The organism is Allocoleopsis sp. (genome assembly GCF_036703385.1).
Lineage (GTDB): Bacteria > Cyanobacteriota > Cyanobacteriia > Cyanobacteriales > Coleofasciculaceae > Allocoleopsis.
In genome coordinates this window covers 1-17,719 of record NZ_DATNPA010000067.1, presented here as the reverse complement: position 1 = coordinate 17,719, position 17,719 = coordinate 1, and the positions used below count along the sequence as shown (strand labels likewise).

Annotated in this window: 14 protein-coding genes and 1 pseudogene; 6 read left to right on the top strand and 9 right to left on the bottom strand. The window is 47.8% G+C overall.

The annotated features are described in order from the left end of the window. The 4 genes from fni to V6C93_RS03640 all read right to left on the bottom strand — a co-directional run. Nucleotides 1–846, bottom strand: an 846-nt coding sequence (fni, locus tag V6C93_RS03655) for a type 2 isopentenyl-diphosphate Delta-isomerase (protein WP_333475290.1), incomplete at its 3' end; no start/stop codon positions are given. 70 nt (nt 847–916) lie between these two features. Beyond that, nucleotides 917–1,483: a bifunctional pyr operon transcriptional regulator/uracil phosphoribosyltransferase PyrR gene (gene pyrR, locus V6C93_RS03650; protein ID WP_333475289.1), complete on the bottom strand. Its 567-nt coding sequence runs from the start codon at nt 1,481–1,483 to the stop codon at nt 917–919. A 204-nt stretch (nt 1,484–1,687) separates the two neighbouring features. After that, nucleotides 1,688–2,812, bottom strand: coding sequence for an adenosylcobinamide-phosphate synthase CbiB (gene cbiB, locus V6C93_RS03645; RefSeq protein ID WP_333475288.1), 1,125 nt, complete (start codon nt 2,810–2,812; stop codon nt 1,688–1,690). 337 nt (nt 2,813–3,149) lie between these two features. After that, nucleotides 3,150–3,593, bottom strand: coding sequence for an RrF2 family transcriptional regulator (locus V6C93_RS03640; protein WP_333475287.1), 444 nt, complete (start codon nt 3,591–3,593; stop codon nt 3,150–3,152). Nucleotides 3,594–4,080: 487 nt separating this feature from the next. On the opposite strand from V6C93_RS03640, the gene V6C93_RS03635 reads away from it, so the two are divergent. After that, complete coding sequence (locus V6C93_RS03635) at nt 4,081–4,479, top strand: AbrB family transcriptional regulator (protein WP_333475286.1); 399 nt, start codon at nt 4,081–4,083, stop codon at nt 4,477–4,479. Nucleotides 4,480–5,018: 539 nt separating this feature from the next. On the opposite strand, the gene V6C93_RS03630 is transcribed toward V6C93_RS03635, so the two are convergent. Both V6C93_RS03630 and V6C93_RS03625 read right to left on the bottom strand, forming a co-directional pair. Continuing rightward, a complete protein-coding gene (locus V6C93_RS03630; RefSeq protein ID WP_333475285.1) occupies nt 5,019–6,680 on the bottom strand; it encodes a glycosyltransferase family 39 protein in 1,662 nt (553 codons plus the stop codon). A gap of 399 nt (nt 6,681–7,079) precedes the next feature. Further along, entirely contained in the window at nt 7,080–7,532 is a 453-nt protein-coding gene (locus V6C93_RS03625; protein ID WP_333475284.1) for a hypothetical protein, read from the bottom strand. Between the two features lie 1,079 nt (nt 7,533–8,611). Between V6C93_RS03625 and V6C93_RS03620 the strand changes: the two genes are divergently transcribed. Continuing rightward, nucleotides 8,612–10,591, top strand: coding sequence for a cation:proton antiporter (locus V6C93_RS03620; protein WP_333475283.1), 1,980 nt, complete (start codon nt 8,612–8,614; stop codon nt 10,589–10,591). A 153-nt stretch (nt 10,592–10,744) separates the two neighbouring features. On the opposite strand, the pseudogene V6C93_RS03615 reads toward V6C93_RS03620, so the two are convergent. Further along, nucleotides 10,745–11,068, bottom strand: a pseudogene (locus V6C93_RS03615) (esterase/lipase family protein); the annotation flags it as partial. Between the two features lie 87 nt (nt 11,069–11,155). On the opposite strand from V6C93_RS03615, the gene V6C93_RS03610 reads away from it, so the two are divergent. Together V6C93_RS03610 and V6C93_RS03605 are read left to right on the top strand one after the other, a co-directional pair. Continuing rightward, complete coding sequence (locus V6C93_RS03610) at nt 11,156–11,875, top strand: precorrin-2 C(20)-methyltransferase (protein ID WP_333475281.1); 720 nt, start codon at nt 11,156–11,158, stop codon at nt 11,873–11,875. Between the two features lie 234 nt (nt 11,876–12,109). Then, on the top strand, nt 12,110–14,083 hold the full coding sequence (locus V6C93_RS03605; protein WP_333475280.1) for a hypothetical protein: 1,974 nt from the start codon (nt 12,110–12,112) through the stop codon (nt 14,081–14,083). 514 nt (nt 14,084–14,597) lie between these two features. Here the strand turns inward: V6C93_RS03605 and V6C93_RS03600 are convergent. After that, nucleotides 14,598–15,008 carry a PPC domain-containing DNA-binding protein gene (locus V6C93_RS03600; RefSeq protein ID WP_333475279.1) on the bottom strand — a complete coding sequence of 137 codons (411 nt, stop codon included), beginning with the start codon at nt 15,006–15,008 and terminating at the stop codon, nt 14,598–14,600. A gap of 162 nt (nt 15,009–15,170) precedes the next feature. Beyond that, nucleotides 15,171–15,476 (bottom strand): small RNA NsiR4-regulated ssr1528 family protein, encoded by a 306-nt coding sequence (locus V6C93_RS03595; RefSeq protein ID WP_333475278.1) that lies wholly within the window; start codon nt 15,474–15,476, stop codon nt 15,171–15,173. 174 nt (nt 15,477–15,650) lie between these two features. Between V6C93_RS03595 and V6C93_RS03590 the strand changes: the two genes are divergently transcribed. After that, complete coding sequence (locus V6C93_RS03590; protein WP_333475277.1) at nt 15,651–16,028, top strand: response regulator transcription factor; 378 nt, start codon at nt 15,651–15,653, stop codon at nt 16,026–16,028. 122 nt (nt 16,029–16,150) lie between these two features. Next, the gene (locus V6C93_RS03585) at nt 16,151–17,581 is read left to right on the top strand and encodes an ATP-binding protein (RefSeq protein ID WP_333475276.1); all 1,431 of its coding nucleotides are present in this window, start codon (nt 16,151–16,153) and stop codon (nt 17,579–17,581) included. Nucleotides 17,582–17,719: the final 138 nt, after the last annotated feature.

Below are 17,719 nucleotides of genomic sequence, written 5' to 3'. Positions count from 1 at the left end.
GATCGCCTTAGCCACATCCAAGCCATTGCGCAATCCCCCGGAAGCAATCAAAGGAATCTGTGGGGCAATGGCTCGAATATCAACAATGCACTCCGCCGTCGGCAACCCCCAGTCGGCGAAAGTGAGTCCCAAACGGCGCTGCTGTTCGTTGAATGCCCGCTCACTTTCCACCTTTGCCCAGGATGTGCCACCCGCTCCAGCCACATCAATGGCAGCAACCCCAGCCTCGAGCAGCTTCTGTGCCATTGCGGCTGAGATGCCATTTCCCACTTCTTTGGCTATCACGGGCACAGGCATTTTATTGCACAATATTTGAATTTTGTCAATAACCCCCTTGAAGTTCGTGTCCCCGTTGGACTGAATGCACTCCTGTAAGGGATTGAGATGCAAAATTAAGGCATCGGCTTCTAAAAGATCGATGACACGCAGGCACTGATCGACGCCGTAACTATAGTTGAGTTGAACAGCACCAAGATTAGCAAATAAGAGAATATCAGGCGCAAGCGATCGCACGGCAAACGTGTCAGCTACCTGGGGATTCTCCACAGCTACTCGCTGAGAACCGACACCCATTGCTAGTTTGTGCTTTTGGGCAACCTCAGCCAAGCGAAAATTGATCGTCTTTGCTTGTTCTGTACCGCCAGTCATGGAAGAAATCAAAAACGGGGCTCCTAGCGATTTGCTTAAAAATGTTGTCGTTAGATCAATCTCACTACGGTTCAGCTCTGGTAAACAGCAGTGAGTGAAGCGGTAGCGTTCCAATCCATTAGTATTCCCCTGAAATTGCACGTCTTCATCCAGACAAATCCGTAGGTGGTCTGCCTTGCGCGTCTGGGTTTCTCTCATAACTTAAAAATTGAATCTCGGCAGGTTGATGGACAATCTCGATTGTCCCATCGAGATTGCACGTCCCTCCTTAATCGCTTGAAACTCGCGGCTCAGACTTAAACCCTCTCATCAACTCCACACCATCTCGTCCATCGACATCTTGTAGATAAACCCTTACCTGTTCTTCGGAGGCTGTTGATAGTGGCTTGCCGATGAAGTCAGGATGAATGGGCACGTCACGATGCCCTCTATCGACCAGAACCAATAACCGAATCGCATGGGGTCTCCCGTATTCCGTCACCGCATTCAGGGCGGCGCGAATGGTTCGCCCTTTATAGATGACATCATCTACTAAAACCACTGTTTTATCAGACAAATCGAAAGGAATATCCGTTTTTGCGGGTGTTCGCAGTTCAATCTGATCCAAATCATCCCGGTAAAAGGTAATATCTAGCGCCCCCACTGGTACCGACACCTGCTCTAACACTTCAATCTGACGGGCCAGCAGATTAGCTAGAGATGCGCCTCTGGTGTAAATACCCACCAGTACCAATTGGGACAAATCTCCCGATTGCTCAATGACTTGAGATGCCAGACGGTTGACCGTGCGGCGTAGTTCTTCAGCGGAAAGAATTTTAACAATTTGAGTAGACATCCTGATGGGTTAGTTAATCGCTAGCTAGAGGCACGCTTGATCAGAAAAATTCTACCTATCATTCTTAATCGACAGTTGGAAATTTTCTGACCCCTATCTATATTTATGGCTATGACGCGAATCAGACAAAAGTGAGCGCCGAAGTATAGTCGTCGTCGAGTTACCCGAAGGATTCCCCTGTAAGGCTGCCCAATATGACCTGGTTTAAGAAGCCATGAACAAGGCGGCGATCGCACCACCCAGCCAAATCAAAACGCAATACCGTGTTAGCCCCAAAGCTTGGTCAATTTTTCCGGGTGTAATCGGGTGAATTAATTCGCCCAGAAGGGGTTTATCTTTCGCAACGCCCTGATACCAGTTCGTACCTCCGAGTTGAACTCCCAAAATTGCCGCATAAGTACACTCACTCCAGCCAGAATTGGGACTAGGGTCTTTGGGCGCATCGCGCAGGCACAGACGCCAGACTTCGTGGGGTTTCCCTGACACAAGTGCTAGAGTAATCACGGTGAACCGACAGGGTAACCAAGTGAGGAAGTCTTCGAGTTGGGCGCTGAACCAACCTAAATCCGTGTAAGGTTCGACGCGATAGCCGACCATTGAATCTAGAGTACTAGCAGCTTTGTAAGCAAGAGCCAGGGGAACGCTACCAACTCCAGGCAAAAAGGCTCCGACAATGGCATAGAACAAGGGAGCAGTCACCCCATCTGTTGCATTTTCCGTCACGGTTTCTAGAACTGCCCGGAGGATTTCTGGTTCGTCCAGTTTTTCTGTATCTCGACCCACATAATGGCTTAATTGAAAACGTGCCTGCTCCAGTTGCCCTGCCGCTAAGGGTTGTAAAACATCAACGGCAGCGGTTCGCAAACTTCGACCTGCGAAACAACTAGCGAGTAAAATGATCTCGACTGCAATACCCACAAAGGGATGAATCCAATTTGCGCCTCGAACGACGAGCCAGCCAGTAAGTCCGCTGCCAATGATTAGTCCAGCGCCCAACACGATACCGGCCCATCGGCGCTGCCACTGAACAACAGAAGAATTTTTGGCGCAGATGTTGCTAAAAGCCTCTTCCTGTGTATTAAAATCTGCACCTTTCCATCCGTTTGAGGTTTGAGGTTCGAGGTTTGACTTCGCCTGCTGTGCATCATCTTTATTACTCCACAACTTGAAGGCAAATTGAGTGAAGTGAGAAATCATCCAACCCATAACTTGTACTGGATGAGGCCAGCCCCAAGGGTCACCAATCATGTAATCTAAAGTAGCCGCCAACAGTAAAACAGCAGCAGCAGGAAGTGAGTTTGTAGCGATCGCAGCCTCCACTAATTTCATCCAACTCACCAGAGTTTGTTGACAAGCCGTCGAAGCTATGAAGCTATTCTTGACTGAGAGCGTGGGTCATGTAAGCTTGGTGATCTGAGTCGGCTTCTTTAGGAAAAAACCGCAGAAGTTTCGGTCTTCAGTGAGGGTCGGTTGACTTTGGACTATTAAAACCTAAAACTTCACCTATTCCCGCCGAGCAGCACGGGAGAATAAAAAAATTTTCTCAAAAGTGTAACTCCCGGATTGATTTTACCGCCTTTTCGTCAAACATCCTGCTCAGAGCTAAACCTGGAATGAATATCGTCATCAAAGACTTTCCTCCTCCTATGTCATTTTTGAAGAAAAATTAAACAACAAAGCTCGTTTCTTCTCCCCTCGCCGCTTGCCAGCTACGGGCGTCGTAATATAGATCGGCAAGCGTTATGCTGTACAATGCTTCTTTCAGCTTTTGATGCAGTCGATGCCAAAGAGTAAATGTGACCCAATCTTCGGCTTGAGCCGCGTCTGGTGTATGTCCTCGAAGGGGTTCGATGGTTTCACCCACCGATTCTAAGATTTGACCGAGAGAAATTTGTGCCGGTTCGCAGGCTAATTGATAACCCCCATGAGCACCACGCACCGAGTTAACTAAACCGGCACGACGCATTTCAATCAGTAGCTTCTCTAAATAGGGAGCTGGAATGTCTTGTCGCTGCGCGATCGCTTTAACAGATGTTGGTCCAAACCCTTGCTGTAAGCTTAGATCTAACAGCGCTTTGACACTGTAGTGTCCGCGAGTTGTGAGCTTCATAGGAATTAAAAATTCAGGCAGTACAGTACTTTGTTTTGCAAGCCTATGCTGGAGTAATCCCAGATTGGTCAAGACCCTCTTGCTTTTGGCCTCTTCTTGAGATCGCTCAAGAAGAATTGTTCAATTAGTTATCAGGGGTGTTCAGCGAAGGCTGTACTATCAACCTGACCCATTCTGTCTTTATCTGGCGGCTTGATTTCTGGTCAAATCGAGGCCATAGTGAGCTAACCTTGGTTTTTCTTTAGGAGACATCCAGGCTTTGAACAACTAACAGTATCGAGATGTATCAGTTGTTCACAAACTCTTACACAGGTTTATCGTGAGTTTCGCACCCTGAATAAACAAATATAGCGAACGAACTTGACCCATTTTGTGTAATATAGTTTTAGAAGCTGATACAACACTGAGATTTTGTTATCTTAGTTTCTAGTCAGTCAAGCAAAATCACTGCATACCACTTAATCTCCATACTTTTAGATTCAAGTTGATGGCTAAAAAGAAAAAAACAGATCCCTTAGAGGGAGAAGCCCTGATTGAGAAAGTCAAAGAGCTGGGCAATCTCAGCAAAGAAGAAAAAGCCAGAGCCTGTGGCTACTTCACCGTTACAAAAAACGGGGTAGAGCGAGTCAATATGATGAAGTTCCTCAATGCTCTCATAGATGCAGAGGGAATTGAATTAGACAGCAAAGCCAATGGCAATGGACGCGGGGGGCGTAGTGCAAGTTATCGTATTAGTGTTCAGTCTAACGGCAACTTACTGATTGGCTCTGCCTACACTAAACAGATGGGCTTACAGCCGGGAGACGAATTTGAAATCACTCTAGGCCGAAAGCATATTCACCTGAAGCAACTTGACGCACAAGAAGAAACAGCTGAAGCATCCTGATCGGCTTGGTAGTTGCCAAGGATAAAGCCAGAGTTACTGTCTGTTAAACAAAAGTCCCCTAGGTTCATCTAGAGCAAGGGGATTCTAGTTTTCGTGGCAGCGCAATGGTGATTACTCGAAAATTTATACCCTGCATTTCTCTGGCGACTTTAAGGGCAAAGCACCTTTGCAAAAATAAACATCGGTACTTTGCCCCATGTTTAACTGAAAAGTATAGCCAAGGAGAAAACAATTCCCTACTATTCGGTTGAGGACAGGGGGATGTTTTTGTTGGGAAGAATTTTCTAGGAAAGACTCTGTGCATTAGCTCTTCGGGAACTCTGAAGAAGAAAATAAGCCAATTTTATTATGCTTGAAGCGTTCGGCGTAGCTGTCCTCGAAGAGTAGAATCTCCAAGATGCTTCACTCTGCTAACGCTCACTTCAGCATGACAACTGGGCATTTTATCTACTGAATGTCCCTTAACTAAACAGGTTTGGGAAGTGCCGGAACAATCAGTGCCAATCTCTGCCTATTGCCAGAAATAACCTAAAAAGGCTCTAGCTAGCAGACGCCTTTCCAGTTCCGTTAGATTTTTTGGTAATCAAAACCCAGCCAGAGTCTTCGGTTTTACCAACTCGTATGGCTGACTCTAAATTCAAGCGCTTATTGGTTTGAGTATCCAGCAATAAGTAGGGGGGTTTCTCTTGCTTCCAGTGTTGTTTGAGTTCTAAATCAGACGCTGGGACGACTTGGCGATCGCTATAAAAATTTAGGGAAGGACTCTTGGAGGGGAAAGAGGCATAAATCGTTTGCTCTTTAGGGGTAGCATGTCGCAGGAAACTGGCAATTTCTTGGACGGGATAAGGGGCTTTTAATTCCCAAATCCAGTAGGGAGAGGTCATAAAAAGCAGAAGCGAGATATAAACGCCCCAGAAGAGAATTAAAATGAATTGCAGGTCACGCCGAGCTACTAAAACAATGGCGACAACCATTGTCAAAGCCACACAGGCAAAAATCACCGACAAAGAGCGGTCAGACCCTGGCAAAATAGCAAAGACAATACTAGCTGCGATCGCACCTAAGGCCATCACCATCAAGCCGATGCTCCAGGTGCGGGGATAGGATTTGCGACTCGGCCCATGCCACACTTCTGCAAGATAGGCTCCACCCGCAAGTGCTAAGGCTGGATAGAGAGGCAAGATATACAAGGGCAACTGATTAACAGACAGCTGGTTAACCAATACCAAAATTGCCAACGTATAAGCACCAGACCAAACGATCAGCAATTTAGCCCAGCCCCAAATGCGATTTTCCCAAGCCAACCGTAATCCATAGGGGCAAAAGAGTAACCAAGGGACGGAGAATTTCAGGATTTGGATCAAGTAATACCAAAAGACGGGACGGGTAGCTGTGTTGGGTGCCCCAAGTCTTCCTAGAGATGGGTTGAAAAGCCCGATTGAGATGCTCGTCTGAGGGTGAGAGAGCAACCACAAAGCGCACCAAGCCAAGCCAGGAGTACTCCCAAGCAGCAAACCAATCCACCAATAAAACGAGGTTAAGAGTCTTGGAGTATCCCAGCCGAGAAACACCAGTGTTATGCCCAAGAGTAAAAATGGCAGTGTGATCCCTTTGCTCAAGCCAATCAACCCTAATCCTAGGCCGATACCGAGCGACCAGCGAAAGTCACGGCGCGATCGCAACATACACCACATGGCGACCATAACAAAGCACAGGGCTGCCCCATCTATGTTCGCCAGACGGCCCCAAGAGACTACTGGTAAAAAGGTGAGATATATTAAGCTTGAGAAAATGGCACTCTGGCGGGAAGGAAAGATTTCTCGACCAATTCCATACAAAAGCGGTACGGACAGCGCACTCAGAATTGCCCCTGGTAAGCGCGTCGTCCAAGCGTTAAACCCACCAACTTTATAAGCCCCTGCAATGAGCCAGTAGAGTAGAGGCGGCTCTTCTAGAAAGGGCTTACTCCCCATTTTGGGGTGAAACCATTGCCAAATCTCTACGGGTGCTTTTGTGATTTCACGAGCCGCTAAGGCAACCGAGCCTTCGCCCCAATCTAACAGCGGCGGACTGCCCAAATTAATTCCAAATAAGAGCAGCGCAGCTAGAAGTAATCCTACAATCCACAGTCCTTCAACCCAGCGTTCAGTTTTACGACTTCTATTACCTGAACGACCCCAAGTAAAAGTTTGATGATCCATCTCTACCAACAATTCAAATAGCTGCTCATTGCCAATCGCAGTCCTCGGAGTCTTTAACCCGCCGACCGCTCTTCATCGTTGCTCAAAGCAGCAGTATGCTTTACCAAGGTAACCTTCCAGCTTTGAGGTTCCCAGCCCTACCTAAGGGTTCAGGAAAGGATTATTCACGAGATTAACTCGTAGTGTGTTCTGTGCGCTATCGTGCCCCGCTCCGCTAAAAAAATCCCCTAGCCACTCCTTGGAAATACCAGATTGTGGTTACTTTTTTTGAGTATATTAGCCGCACCGTTGCAATCCGCATCAATGACGCTGCAATTTTTAGATTTGTAGAGGCCACGACAAATAAGCCGCCCACTAAACTTGTATCCTTTGGGACTGTCCGCCTTGTAGATGGGTAGCTCATCCGGATCTAATTAAGGAAGCACTACTAGATGTGCAGCGTTCCTCCTGTTCCCTATAGGCCATGCCATATCTTTCACACAAGGCTTCCAGCTGGAACCGCAAGACATGGTGATGAATCTGAACCAACTGAAACTTGTTCTGTTTCCTCAAATTAATTCCCTGCTTCCAGGCCGGATTGCAGGCAATAATCAGTTTACCAAGTTGGTGTGTCAGGCAGTAATAGATAATAGACCTTGCTATCTTATTCAGGGCGTCGCGCACCCGGTTGTGCCCTGTTTTCGCTCTTCTAATTGGACACCCGGTGACATGAGAAAGCTTAACCAATAAGTGCGAGCGAACTATGTCAAGTCCCACATTAAACCTCTTATTCGAGAGCCGACAAAGGTCGCGTAGAGTATTGAACTCTCGCACACTTAGACCTCGAATCACGTTCTTTTGTGTGAGAAACATAAGTTATCTTCGCTAACAATCTAATTTTATAGCGAATCGATTGCAAGAACAAGAGTGCTGAATAGTCGTCATCCCTAGACAAGGAGGAGGACTCTTCAACAGAATCGTCAAATGCACAACTCTTGGCAGGGGTAGACTAGGAGAACCGTTGCTGCTCAATGATATCAGCTGATGTCTGAATCCCAGAAATTTAGGAGCGATCGCAAAAGGCGTACCCCTTTGAGCCTCGTAAAAATTAACGTATCGCTCCCAACGGTTGCCACCAGAAAGACGAGAGAGCAAAAACCTCCTTCAGAAAACTTCTGTTGTCAAAGCCAGGTGCTAAAATACCCCCCATGATTCACAATTTAACTTTTTCCTCAGAATAGAAACGAAATTTGAAAAATTGTTGGCAGGTGACGCCATTGAGTCATCGCTCGAATACATTATTACGGAGGCATTTCAGCAAATAAAGTGAAACCCCTATACCATACCAACAAAATTAATTCGCTTATTAGGAGAAACACCTTACAAGAAACAGGGCTTTACAGAGTTCTTTCTCTTTTTCCGGGCATCCTCCAGAGTAAAACCCGTTCTACATTGGCGCATCGCCGATTTATTGAGCCTCATGCAACAACAGCCCGGTTTTCGGGATGGAGAGTAAAAACAAGCCCCGCAAACCTTCCTACCTGCCCAACGCTAATTAATCCGGAAGATAGAATCAGGAGAGAACGATTGGCTTAATTCATCACACACTCCAAGAAAATAACCTCCACTTCGCCAACAAATCTATCGCAGGACAATAACCCTGTGATGAATCCATCTCATCGCTCTACTCAAGCCTTGCTGTCTCTCAAAATTATTCAGTTCAAGCCTAAACTAGGCATCTAGGGTGATGAGATTGCCGCACCTTCTGTGACCAGGACGATATCAAGACCTGGAATTGCTAAAAGTTATACCCTGATATGAAGTATCTTGCGCGTTTCCAATTGTTCAGATTATATGCCTCAACTCCTTTGGCTACCGCACCGACTTTTACCGTTGAATACAGCCAGTAGGGCATTTAAACCTGAGTTGATCACCTGTGACACTTAAAGCCTATGGACGGTTCATTTGAACTAACACTACAGATGATCGTGGCTGTTCTTGCCGGGATCAGTGCCCAGGTTATCGCTGAATACCTCAAAGTTCCCAGCATCGTCTTTCTGTTGATCTTTGGTATGCTCTTGGGTCCCGATGGCTTGCATCTGTTGTACCCCCAGAAGCTTGGAGTCGGACTCGAAGTGATTGTCGCCCTCTCAGTAGCCGTCATTCTGTTTGAGGGAGGGCTGAACCTGGAACTGCGAGACCTGGGCAAAGTTTCCGGGAGTCTCAGGAACCTCGTCACCCTAGGAACCCTAATCACGCTGCTTGGGGGCGGTATGGCAGCTCACTGGCTGGGCGAATTTCCCTGGTCAATTGCCTTTCTTTATGCCTCTTTAGTCGTTGTTACAGGGCCAACTGTCATCAGTCCCCTGCTCAAGCAGGTACAAGTAGATCGGCAGGTAGCGACAATTCTAGAAGGAGAAGGCGTCTTAATTGACCCTGTGGGAGCGATTCTTGCCGTTGTCGTGCTAGACACGATTTTGAATGGGGATGCGAGTCCATCAGAAGCCATTATCGGCCTGAGCTTGCGCCTCGGCATCGGTGCTAGCATCGGCGCGGCGGGTGGCTGGTTGCTGGGATTGATTCTCAAACGCGCTAGTTTTATTTCAGAAGAGCTGAAAAACCTAGTCGTGCTGGCTGGAATGTGGGGTTTGTTTGGCTTGGCGCAAATGATTCGCTCTGAATCAGGACTGATGGCAACTGTAGTTTCCGGAATGGTCGTGGGAGCTTCTGCTCTCCCTGAAGAGCGGTTACTCCGGCGGTTTAAAGGGCAATTAACGGTTCTTGGTGTCTCGGTGCTATTCATCCTACTGTCAGCTGACCTATCCATCGCTAGTGTCTTTGCTCTGGGTTGGGGCAGCTTGTTTACTGTCCTCGTACTGATGTTTGTGGTGCGCCCCATCAGTATCACTTTGTGTACCTGGAACAGTGGGATGAACTGGCGGCAGAAATTATTTTTATCCTGGATTTCCCCAAGAGGAATTGTCAGCGCTTCTGTTGCCTCCTTGTTTGCCATTCTCCTGACAGAACGCGGAATTAATGGTGGCGCTTCCATTAAAGCTCTTGTTTTTCTTACAATCATGTTGACGGTTTTTTTGCAAGGGCTGACGGCGCGTTGGGTCGCCAACTGGCTCCAACTGAATCGACACTCTGGAGCAACGGGTGCTGTAATCATTGGTTGTAATCCTTTGAGCCGTCTGATTGCCCGTCTGTTTCAAGAGCGGGGAGAATCTGTGGTACTCATCGACACTGATCCGGAAGCTTGTGCCAAAGCAGAGCAGGAGAATCTACCCGTGATTCAAAGCAGTGGCCTAGATATTAAAGCTCTGGAAGAAGCCGGACTTGACTCGATGGGGACGTTCCTCGCCATGACGAGTAATGGTGAGGTGAACTCGGTACTGGCACAACGAGCGGCTGAGGAATTTCAACCTCCCCGCGTCTTAGCCGTATTTCCTCGTGACCCCCAGGATAACGGCGTGACAAGCAAAGGCAAGGTTAATCAGGCTTTTATCCCCCAACTCCCGATTAAATCTTGGAACCAGTACCTGACTGAGGGGCAAGTCAAGCTGGGTAAGACGGCACTCAAAGAACCAGGATTTGCGTTTCAGCGAGCCCATTTACAAGCGTTAATTCGCTCTGGAGAACTTTTACCGTTACTGGTGGAACGAGAATCGAGTTTTCAAATTGTCCCAGCAACGGATAACTGGCAACCGGGTGATCAAATTATTTACCTGCTACACGACCCCAGACCAAAACTGTTGAAGCGCTTATCAGGTGCGAGTCCCTCATCTCGTCTGGCGCTAGAGAAACTACCAGAAGTGGAGGAAGTGCCCATTTCGGCTCCTGTTTCGGGAAGTGCGATCGCACAAATGACCAATCCACCTCAGCAGGAAGTGTTGCAACCCCCAGCACCAGGGTTGAAGGTTGAAGGTTAAAGGTTAAAACGTCCGGCATTCAACCTGCAACATTCAACCTACCAACCTTCAACATTCAACCTACCAACCTTCAACCTGCAACATTCAACCCGCAACATTCAACCTTCAACCCAAATACGGTACCCAAGCCTGCATCGGTTCCGACGAACCATACCATATTCCCGCTGACTCAGTAACATCTTTGTGGATGTTGTAGGGTTTTTCTCCGAGATAGATTCGAGCAATCCAGCCCCCGGCTGAGTGACCGATTAGGTTAATTTTAGATACGTTATATTCCTTCATCACTTGCTTGACTGTTTTGTCAAGTCTACGGAGAATTGGCACCATTGAACGACCGCCAACTGTGGGAAACCAATCTCGTTGCCGCAGTGGTACTGTAACAGTGGGAAATCCTAATTGTCGGAGAGATTGTTCAAACGCCCGGTATTCCAGAGTTCCTGCAAAAAAGCCCGGTAAAATCACAGTTGGTAATGGCATCTTAGATTTGGGATTTTAGAGTTTGGGTTGACTGTCCAAAATGCATCGTGATTAATAATTATTAATCAAACTTAACAAGTAAATCCCGTGCAAGTTGGCACACTCTACGGTATCAGTGTGGGTTCAGGCGATCCGGAACTGATTACCCTCAAAGGACTGCGTATTCTGAAACAGTCACCTGTTGTAGCGTTCCCGGCTGGTATCCAAGGTAAGCCGGGGATGGCTCAGCAAATCGTTGCCCAATGGCTAGAAAGTCATCAGGTGCAACTAGCATTGACCTTTCCTTATGTGCAGGATATGGTCATCCTGACTCAAGCGTGGCAAATCGCCGCAGAGCAGGTTTGGCACTATCTACATTTAGGTCAAGATGTGGCGTTTGTCTGTGAAGGAGATGTTAGTTTTTACAGTACTTTTACGTATTTAGCACAGACGCTGCAACAGCAGCATCCTGAAAGTGTGGTGCAGACAGTACCCGGTGTTTGTTCGCCAATGGCAGCAGCGTCAGTTTTAGGAATGCCTTTGGCAGTCAGGCAAGAGCGCCTCGCTGTGCTTCCGGCTCTCTATAATGTGGGAGAACTGGAAACAATTTTAGACTGGGCCGATGTCGTGGTACTCATGAAAGTCAGTTCGGTCTACCCTGAGGTATGGGAAGTCCTGCGACGGCGTCAGCTGTTGGAACATGCTGTTGTGGTGGCACGAGCTACCCTACCGGAACAAGTAATTTATGAGAATTTATGCGATCGCCCCACCCTGATATTGCCCTACTTTTCCCTACTCATCGTCAAAGTTTCTCAATCGCGTCGCTGAAGGTGTAGTCTTTGTTTTGTAGCAAGACACCTGAAAAACTAGCGATGCGATCAGCTTTGCTAGTGCACGTCCTTCCAAAGGGAGCTATTGTCACTAACGTGCGATCGCGCTCTTTAACAAGCCACTCTCGACTATCATTAAAAGTCAAACTCGCGATTCTTGGCGGATACTGCTTGAAACGGCTTGAACTAACAAACTGTTTGCAATGACCCAGCGGAGTGAACTTTAACTGCTATGTCTTACGCATCTTCTCCTAAAAGCTTCCCTAACTTCCTGAAAAGCCTTCCCCAAAAGTTGAGTCAGCCAACGGCTATTGCTGTTATCGCTTCTGTCGGTATCCATGCGGCCCTGGGACTATCTTTACCTTACTTTCCGATTTCCTCCCACGAAAAGCCGAAGCCGGTACGGAATGTCCAACTGCTAGACTTAAAACCAGACGAGCTAAGCCGCCTTCCGCCGCCGCCTCTGCCGTTGGAGCCGCTCCCCTCATCCATTAATCAGCAGATCAGGCCGTTGTCTCCCTCGTCACCTTCTGGGTCTTCCTCGGGGCTAGGGATGCGATCGCAACCTTCTACTAAAGATCAAAACTTATCTCTGAGCGCTATACCCCTAGACATTCAGTCATCAATAGGCGGGTTCTCCGGGAAATCTAAGAGATTGACCAACTTCGATAAGATTGGAAGTCGTAACAGTTCCTTGCAGCATGACCTCGACTTGCAGCGCGAACTCGAACGTACCTTGAGAGCGCAGCAAACCGGGAAACAGTCCTCGTCTGTGAAGGCTGGAATTTTCCAGCCTTCGACCAGGAATAGTGCTAGGAATTTTAGCGGTGTTAGTTCCAACCTTCGGGATCGATTCGGCTTGCCTGGAGGGTTGACCCCAGCAAATGACCAGCCGCCACTACCAGGTACGTCCTATTCTGACCAAACATCGGGTTTATCAGGGTATTCTGCTCCATTACCACTAATCAGTTCAAATTCTGGCATCTCAGGGTCACAGTATCCTAATCATTTGGGAACATCTAGATCTAAGCAATCTCCCGATCAGACAACTCAGACACCAAATCAGACTTCAGCTCCAAGGAATTTAACAAATAATAGCCGCGATAACATTGTTGCTGAACTAGATCGACGAGAAACACGTTGGAAAACAGATCATCAAGTGGCTGGCAACCCAGAACAACTTCCCACCATCACAGCTAAGACTCCGGAAAAAGCTCGCGCGGCGGGAGTAGTCAGCGGCTACGCCTATGTTTATTTCAAGACCGATAAAAACGGCAATATCATCCCCGGCAGTCTAGAGGTGATTGGCACTACTGGTAACCAGAACGTTTTTGATGAAGCGGCGATCGCCGCTGTTAAAAAGCAGCCAATTCCAGCCATAGGTCAAGAAAAGGCTTATAAGGCTTGGGTGATATTCACAGAGGACAAGCTAGCCCCAGGGAGCGCAACAGGGTTGTCAACAACACCAAGCGAGGGGAAAAACCCAACTGAGCGGCAAAACTTACCGCAACAGTTAACCCCAGCGGGACCACTGCCACTGGCTCCATCCCAGCGCATAACCCCGCCGATGCAGTTCACCCAGCCCGAACGGCAAAACTCCACTGAGCGCCAAAACTCCTCCCAGCCATCAACCCGAATTCAGCAGTTCACCCCACCTGATCGGCAAAACGCACCGGAGTGGTCCAAGCCAGCTGAGCGGAAAATCCCCTCACTGCCTGAAAACTCCTCCCAGCCGCCAACATCAACAGAAGGGAAAAATCCAACTGAGCGACCCAACTCCTCCCAGTCGCCAACATCAACAGAGGGGAAAAATCCAACTGAGCGCCCCAACTCCTCCAAGCTGTCAATTCCACTTGAGCAGTTGGCTCCTCCTAAGCGAGACAATTCATCAGAGCGAGGAACTTCCACTGAGCGGATAACCCCTCCTAAGCGAGACAATTCATCAGGGCAAGCAACTCCCACTGAGCGGATAACCCCTCCTAAGCGAGACAACGCATCAGAGCGATCAGCTCCCACTGAGCGCCAAAACTCAACGGAACGACAAAACTCCGCTGAGCGCAAAACCCCGGTGGAGCGGCAAAATTCACCAGAACCTCGCAGCTCATCGGACTCGCAAAATTCCAAAAAGCCTCAAAAATTACCGGAGCCGCAAAGTTCCGAAAAGCCTCAAAGATTGCCTTCACCGCCAAACTCAATCAAGCCGTGACATACCAGACGCTCCCCTTATGGGAGAGGGCTGGCTTCTGATGCCCTGAAAAGGACGCTAAACCAGAGGGAATGACCGGAATTTATAGGAGGTGAGGTTGATTGATAATCCTAGGGAGAGAGTTGAAGCATGAGTTCACCAACTCTCCCCCTTTCCCCTGTTTTGCTTCCCTCGTTTATGACTGATGTCTTCTGTCGCCAATCCCCTAACAGCTTCAGTAAAGCGCTTGTTCGATCTAATCAATCGCTTTTCCTAGGTGCGGGTACTGGTAGTTGGGGACTTAGGGACTCACGGGAAAATCGAATACCAGTGAAACAAGCTCTATTAAAATTCGTTTTAATATTATCTATTATCCTCAGACGAGCAGAGATTTAGTTAAGATTCCCAAGGTAGAATTATGGCTCACTGAGAGTGGTGCAAGACCCCCATGAGCTGGACGCTCACAACAAACAATAAAAGACTCTTCCCCCATTCCCCACTCTCTACTCCCTACTCCCTTCTTTCTAGACAGCTGTCAATTCAGGGACATTGTTTTGGGTTGAATTTCTAACTCTTGATAACCCGTGGTTTCATCCACTGTTCTGAGAAAGATAAAATCTTCGCTGGTGCCGATGACGATTTCAGCAGTTGTATAGATGATGCAACCCTCTAGGAGATGTCCACCGAGAGTTTTGCCATGTCTATCAGATAGAGAAATATGTAAATGAAGTCCGTGGGTAGAAAGGGTGCCGACTAAGGACACAATCTCAAGTCTTTGCTTGAAAACTTGAGAGTAATTCTGGCTAGCAAAGCGAAGAGTTGCCTGAAACAGGCAACCAACGCCTGTAAGGATAAAACCAGCTTGAATATTATTTTGTTGGACGAAAGTGTTTAAGCTTACTTTTAAGTCTTCATCAGGTTTTAAGCGAATTACAAAAATATTCATGTTTTGGGTGTGGAACCGTAGATACACACAGATTAACGCAGAGAGTTATTTAATTCACCTGTCTAGCCTATGGCAATAGTTTTACAGATATCTAGGAGCTTAAAAATTTCTCAACTCCCCCTGGAGTCATTTAAGGCCAGGGGAAAGCCATAATTAATTCTGTTATTTTCCGCTATAGTAAAAAGCGACCTCTTTCTCTTTCAATGGGGCAAAACCAGCATCGTTAAGCATCTGATTTAGCTCTTCTTGGGGAATGTGCTTCGCCCCAATCCGGACAATTCGGGAACGCATGGTATTCGATACGCCACTGCGCTGCCGCCCAGCTTCCAAACCCATTACTTTGTGATAGAGTTCTAGTTTTTCTCCTGGAATCGGGGAACCGTCGAAATCAATTCCTTTTGCGATCGCTTCATCAATAGCATCCGCACCTAAAGTTGATGAAGTCGGTATGTTGGTTTCGGTAGACATTGCCGCCTGGGATCGTGTGTACAAGAGTATTTTATGAGGAAAGCGTCCAGGATTCCTATTAGGGGTCTCGTGCTCTACCAAAAGGTAGATTTATAGGGAAAATTCTCTGGAATCATCTCATATCCAAGCCACCTAGGTATGTATACTTTATGTGTAGAGAACGGTAAACCCACAATGACACATGTCCTACTCGTCGATGATGAAGAGGCATTGCGGGCTAGTCTGAGCTACGCGTTAGTTAAAGAAGGTTATCACGTAACAACAGCAGCAGATGGGCAAAGCGCCCTCAAACTCTTTCATAAAGAAGTGCCCGATGTCATTATTTTAGATTTGATGCTACCGGGAATTGATGGCATGGAACTGTGCTGGCGCATCCGAGCATTCTCTAAAGTGCCTATATTAATGCTGACAGCCAAAGACCAGCCAATTGACAAAGTGTGGGGATTAGAAGCGGGTGCGGATGACTATATCACCAAACCCTTCAATACTCGCGAACTACTGGCACGAATCAAAGCTGTTCTACGCGGTCGTGCCGCTGGTCAAAACCCTTAAATCAACAAGAGGAGGAGACTGGGGAATAGGGAGAGCGAGTGAGTTCTTTGGTCACCACACAAAACAATCAAAGACTGGCTAGAAGACATCTCTCCCTCTTCCCGGCTTAGGGAGAGAAACTCATGGGTTATTCACCAATTCGCATCCGCTGGAATTCGATCTACCGAAAATTGTTAGTCACCTATGTGGCGCTCACAGCACTAGGGACATCTATTCTAGCGACCTATATCCTGTGGTCTTTCTACGGCTACTTTATGAAGTCGAGGCAGGCTGATTTAGATGACTGGAGTACGGCTCTAAGCGAGAGCGTTGCTGATGCCCTGGTGGCAAACGATCTGGAGCGAGCGGCACTGACTGTTCAGCGCTATGGGGCACGGGAATCAGTTACTCTACGTATCTTTGGGCCAGATGGTCGCTTGCTTTCCACTTCTGCCCCAGAGATAGATCGGCACGTCAGTGACTGGTATAGTATTCCGGGCATCAGGGAAGCGCTTCAGAATAAACCGACACAAGGGGTAACGAAAGGTATTCTATCCAATGATGACCGACTATACGCTGCAAAACCGATAGTCCGCAATGGTCAGATGCTGGGTGTTCTGAGGATGTCAATCACCTTAGACCAGTTTCAGCGTCAGTTTCGCCGCGTAATTCTTACTATTCTGGGAACCCTGCTTTTTACAGTTTTAATCTGTGCGCTCATCAGTGAACGGCTTGCCCGCAACATAGCAAGACCGATTAAGGCAATGTCCAATTTTGCAATTCAGATCGGCAAAGGTGATTTAGATGGGAATCTGAACATCCGTCAAGAGGATGAAATTGGTCAACTTGCCACTGAGCTGAACCGAATGAGCCAACGCTTGGCGTCACTGGATAAGGAGCGGCGCTCGTTCCTGGCTAACGTATCTCATGAACTACGTACACCAGTGAGTAACGTTTTAGTGACCGTAGAGGCACTGGCAAACGGCGCTATTGAGGAGCCAGAATTACGCGATCGCTTTATTCAAACGGTTCAGGATGAGACAGCCCGTTTGTCACGGCTGATTCAAGACTTGCTCGATTTGGGACGGCTCGAAGCGGGTGTCGCCGCCCTAGAAAAGCAGCCCCTCCGCTTGCAAAACTTAATTGATCGCGCTGTCAGAGCAGTGGAGTCGCGGATGCGATCCAAGGGTGTAGGTATCCGCTTAGATATGCCTGAAGTTCAGCTTGAGGGCGATCCAGAGCGGCTGTTGCAAGCGTTCCTGAACGTCTTGGATAACGCCATTAAACACTCGGTATCGGATTCTATCGTCTTGATTGCCGGAAAGATAGAAGGCGGGCAAGTTGCCGTGAAAATTCAAGATCAGGGGCAAGGGATTCGTGAGAGCGATATACCCCATATTTTTGAACAGTTTTACACAGCCGATCGCTCGCGCCAAGGTAGTGGAGCAGGTTTGGGCTTAGCGATCGCACGGCGAATTGTGGAAGCGCATGGCGGTACGATTGCCGCTAGCAGCAAGGGTGAAGGTAAGGGAGCAATATTTACCATTCGCCTACCCATCGACAAACTTTCTTGATTAGACCTGTTTTGAAAGTCTCCGAAGGAAATAAGTTTAACTAATGGGTTGAGAAATAGGCGTGAGTGCAAGATGATAACCGAGTTGTGTAGCACGATGACAAAGACGTTGGAGTAAACGGTCTTGTTGACGTTTCTC

What these genes read in the sequence shown, in the direction of transcription:
- pyrR (WP_333475289.1), bottom strand. Translation starts at nt 1,483, where the DNA reads ATGTCTACTCAAATTGTTAAAATTCTTTCCGCTGAAGAACTACGCCGC.
- cbiB (WP_333475288.1), bottom strand. Translation starts at nt 2,812, where the DNA reads ATGAAATTAGTGGAGGCTGCGATCGCTACAAACTCACTTCCTGCTGCT.
- V6C93_RS03640 (WP_333475287.1), bottom strand. Translation starts at nt 3,593, where the DNA reads ATGAAGCTCACAACTCGCGGACACTACAGTGTCAAAGCGCTGTTAGAT.
- V6C93_RS03635 (WP_333475286.1), top strand. Translation starts at nt 4,081, where the DNA reads ATGGCTAAAAAGAAAAAAACAGATCCCTTAGAGGGAGAAGCCCTGATT.
- V6C93_RS03630 (WP_333475285.1), bottom strand. Translation starts at nt 6,680, where the DNA reads ATGGATCATCAAACTTTTACTTGGGGTCGTTCAGGTAATAGAAGTCGT.
- V6C93_RS03625 (WP_333475284.1), bottom strand. Translation starts at nt 7,532, where the DNA reads ATGTTTCTCACACAAAAGAACGTGATTCGAGGTCTAAGTGTGCGAGAG.
- V6C93_RS03620 (WP_333475283.1), top strand. Translation starts at nt 8,612, where the DNA reads ATGGACGGTTCATTTGAACTAACACTACAGATGATCGTGGCTGTTCTT.
- V6C93_RS03605 (WP_333475280.1), top strand. Translation starts at nt 12,110, where the DNA reads ATGTCTTACGCATCTTCTCCTAAAAGCTTCCCTAACTTCCTGAAAAGC.
- V6C93_RS03600 (WP_333475279.1), bottom strand. Translation starts at nt 15,008, where the DNA reads ATGAATATTTTTGTAATTCGCTTAAAACCTGATGAAGACTTAAAAGTA.
- V6C93_RS03595 (WP_333475278.1), bottom strand. Translation starts at nt 15,476, where the DNA reads ATGTCTACCGAAACCAACATACCGACTTCATCAACTTTAGGTGCGGAT.
- V6C93_RS03590 (WP_333475277.1), top strand. Translation starts at nt 15,651, where the DNA reads ATGACACATGTCCTACTCGTCGATGATGAAGAGGCATTGCGGGCTAGT.
- V6C93_RS03585 (WP_333475276.1), top strand. Translation starts at nt 16,151, where the DNA reads ATGGGTTATTCACCAATTCGCATCCGCTGGAATTCGATCTACCGAAAA.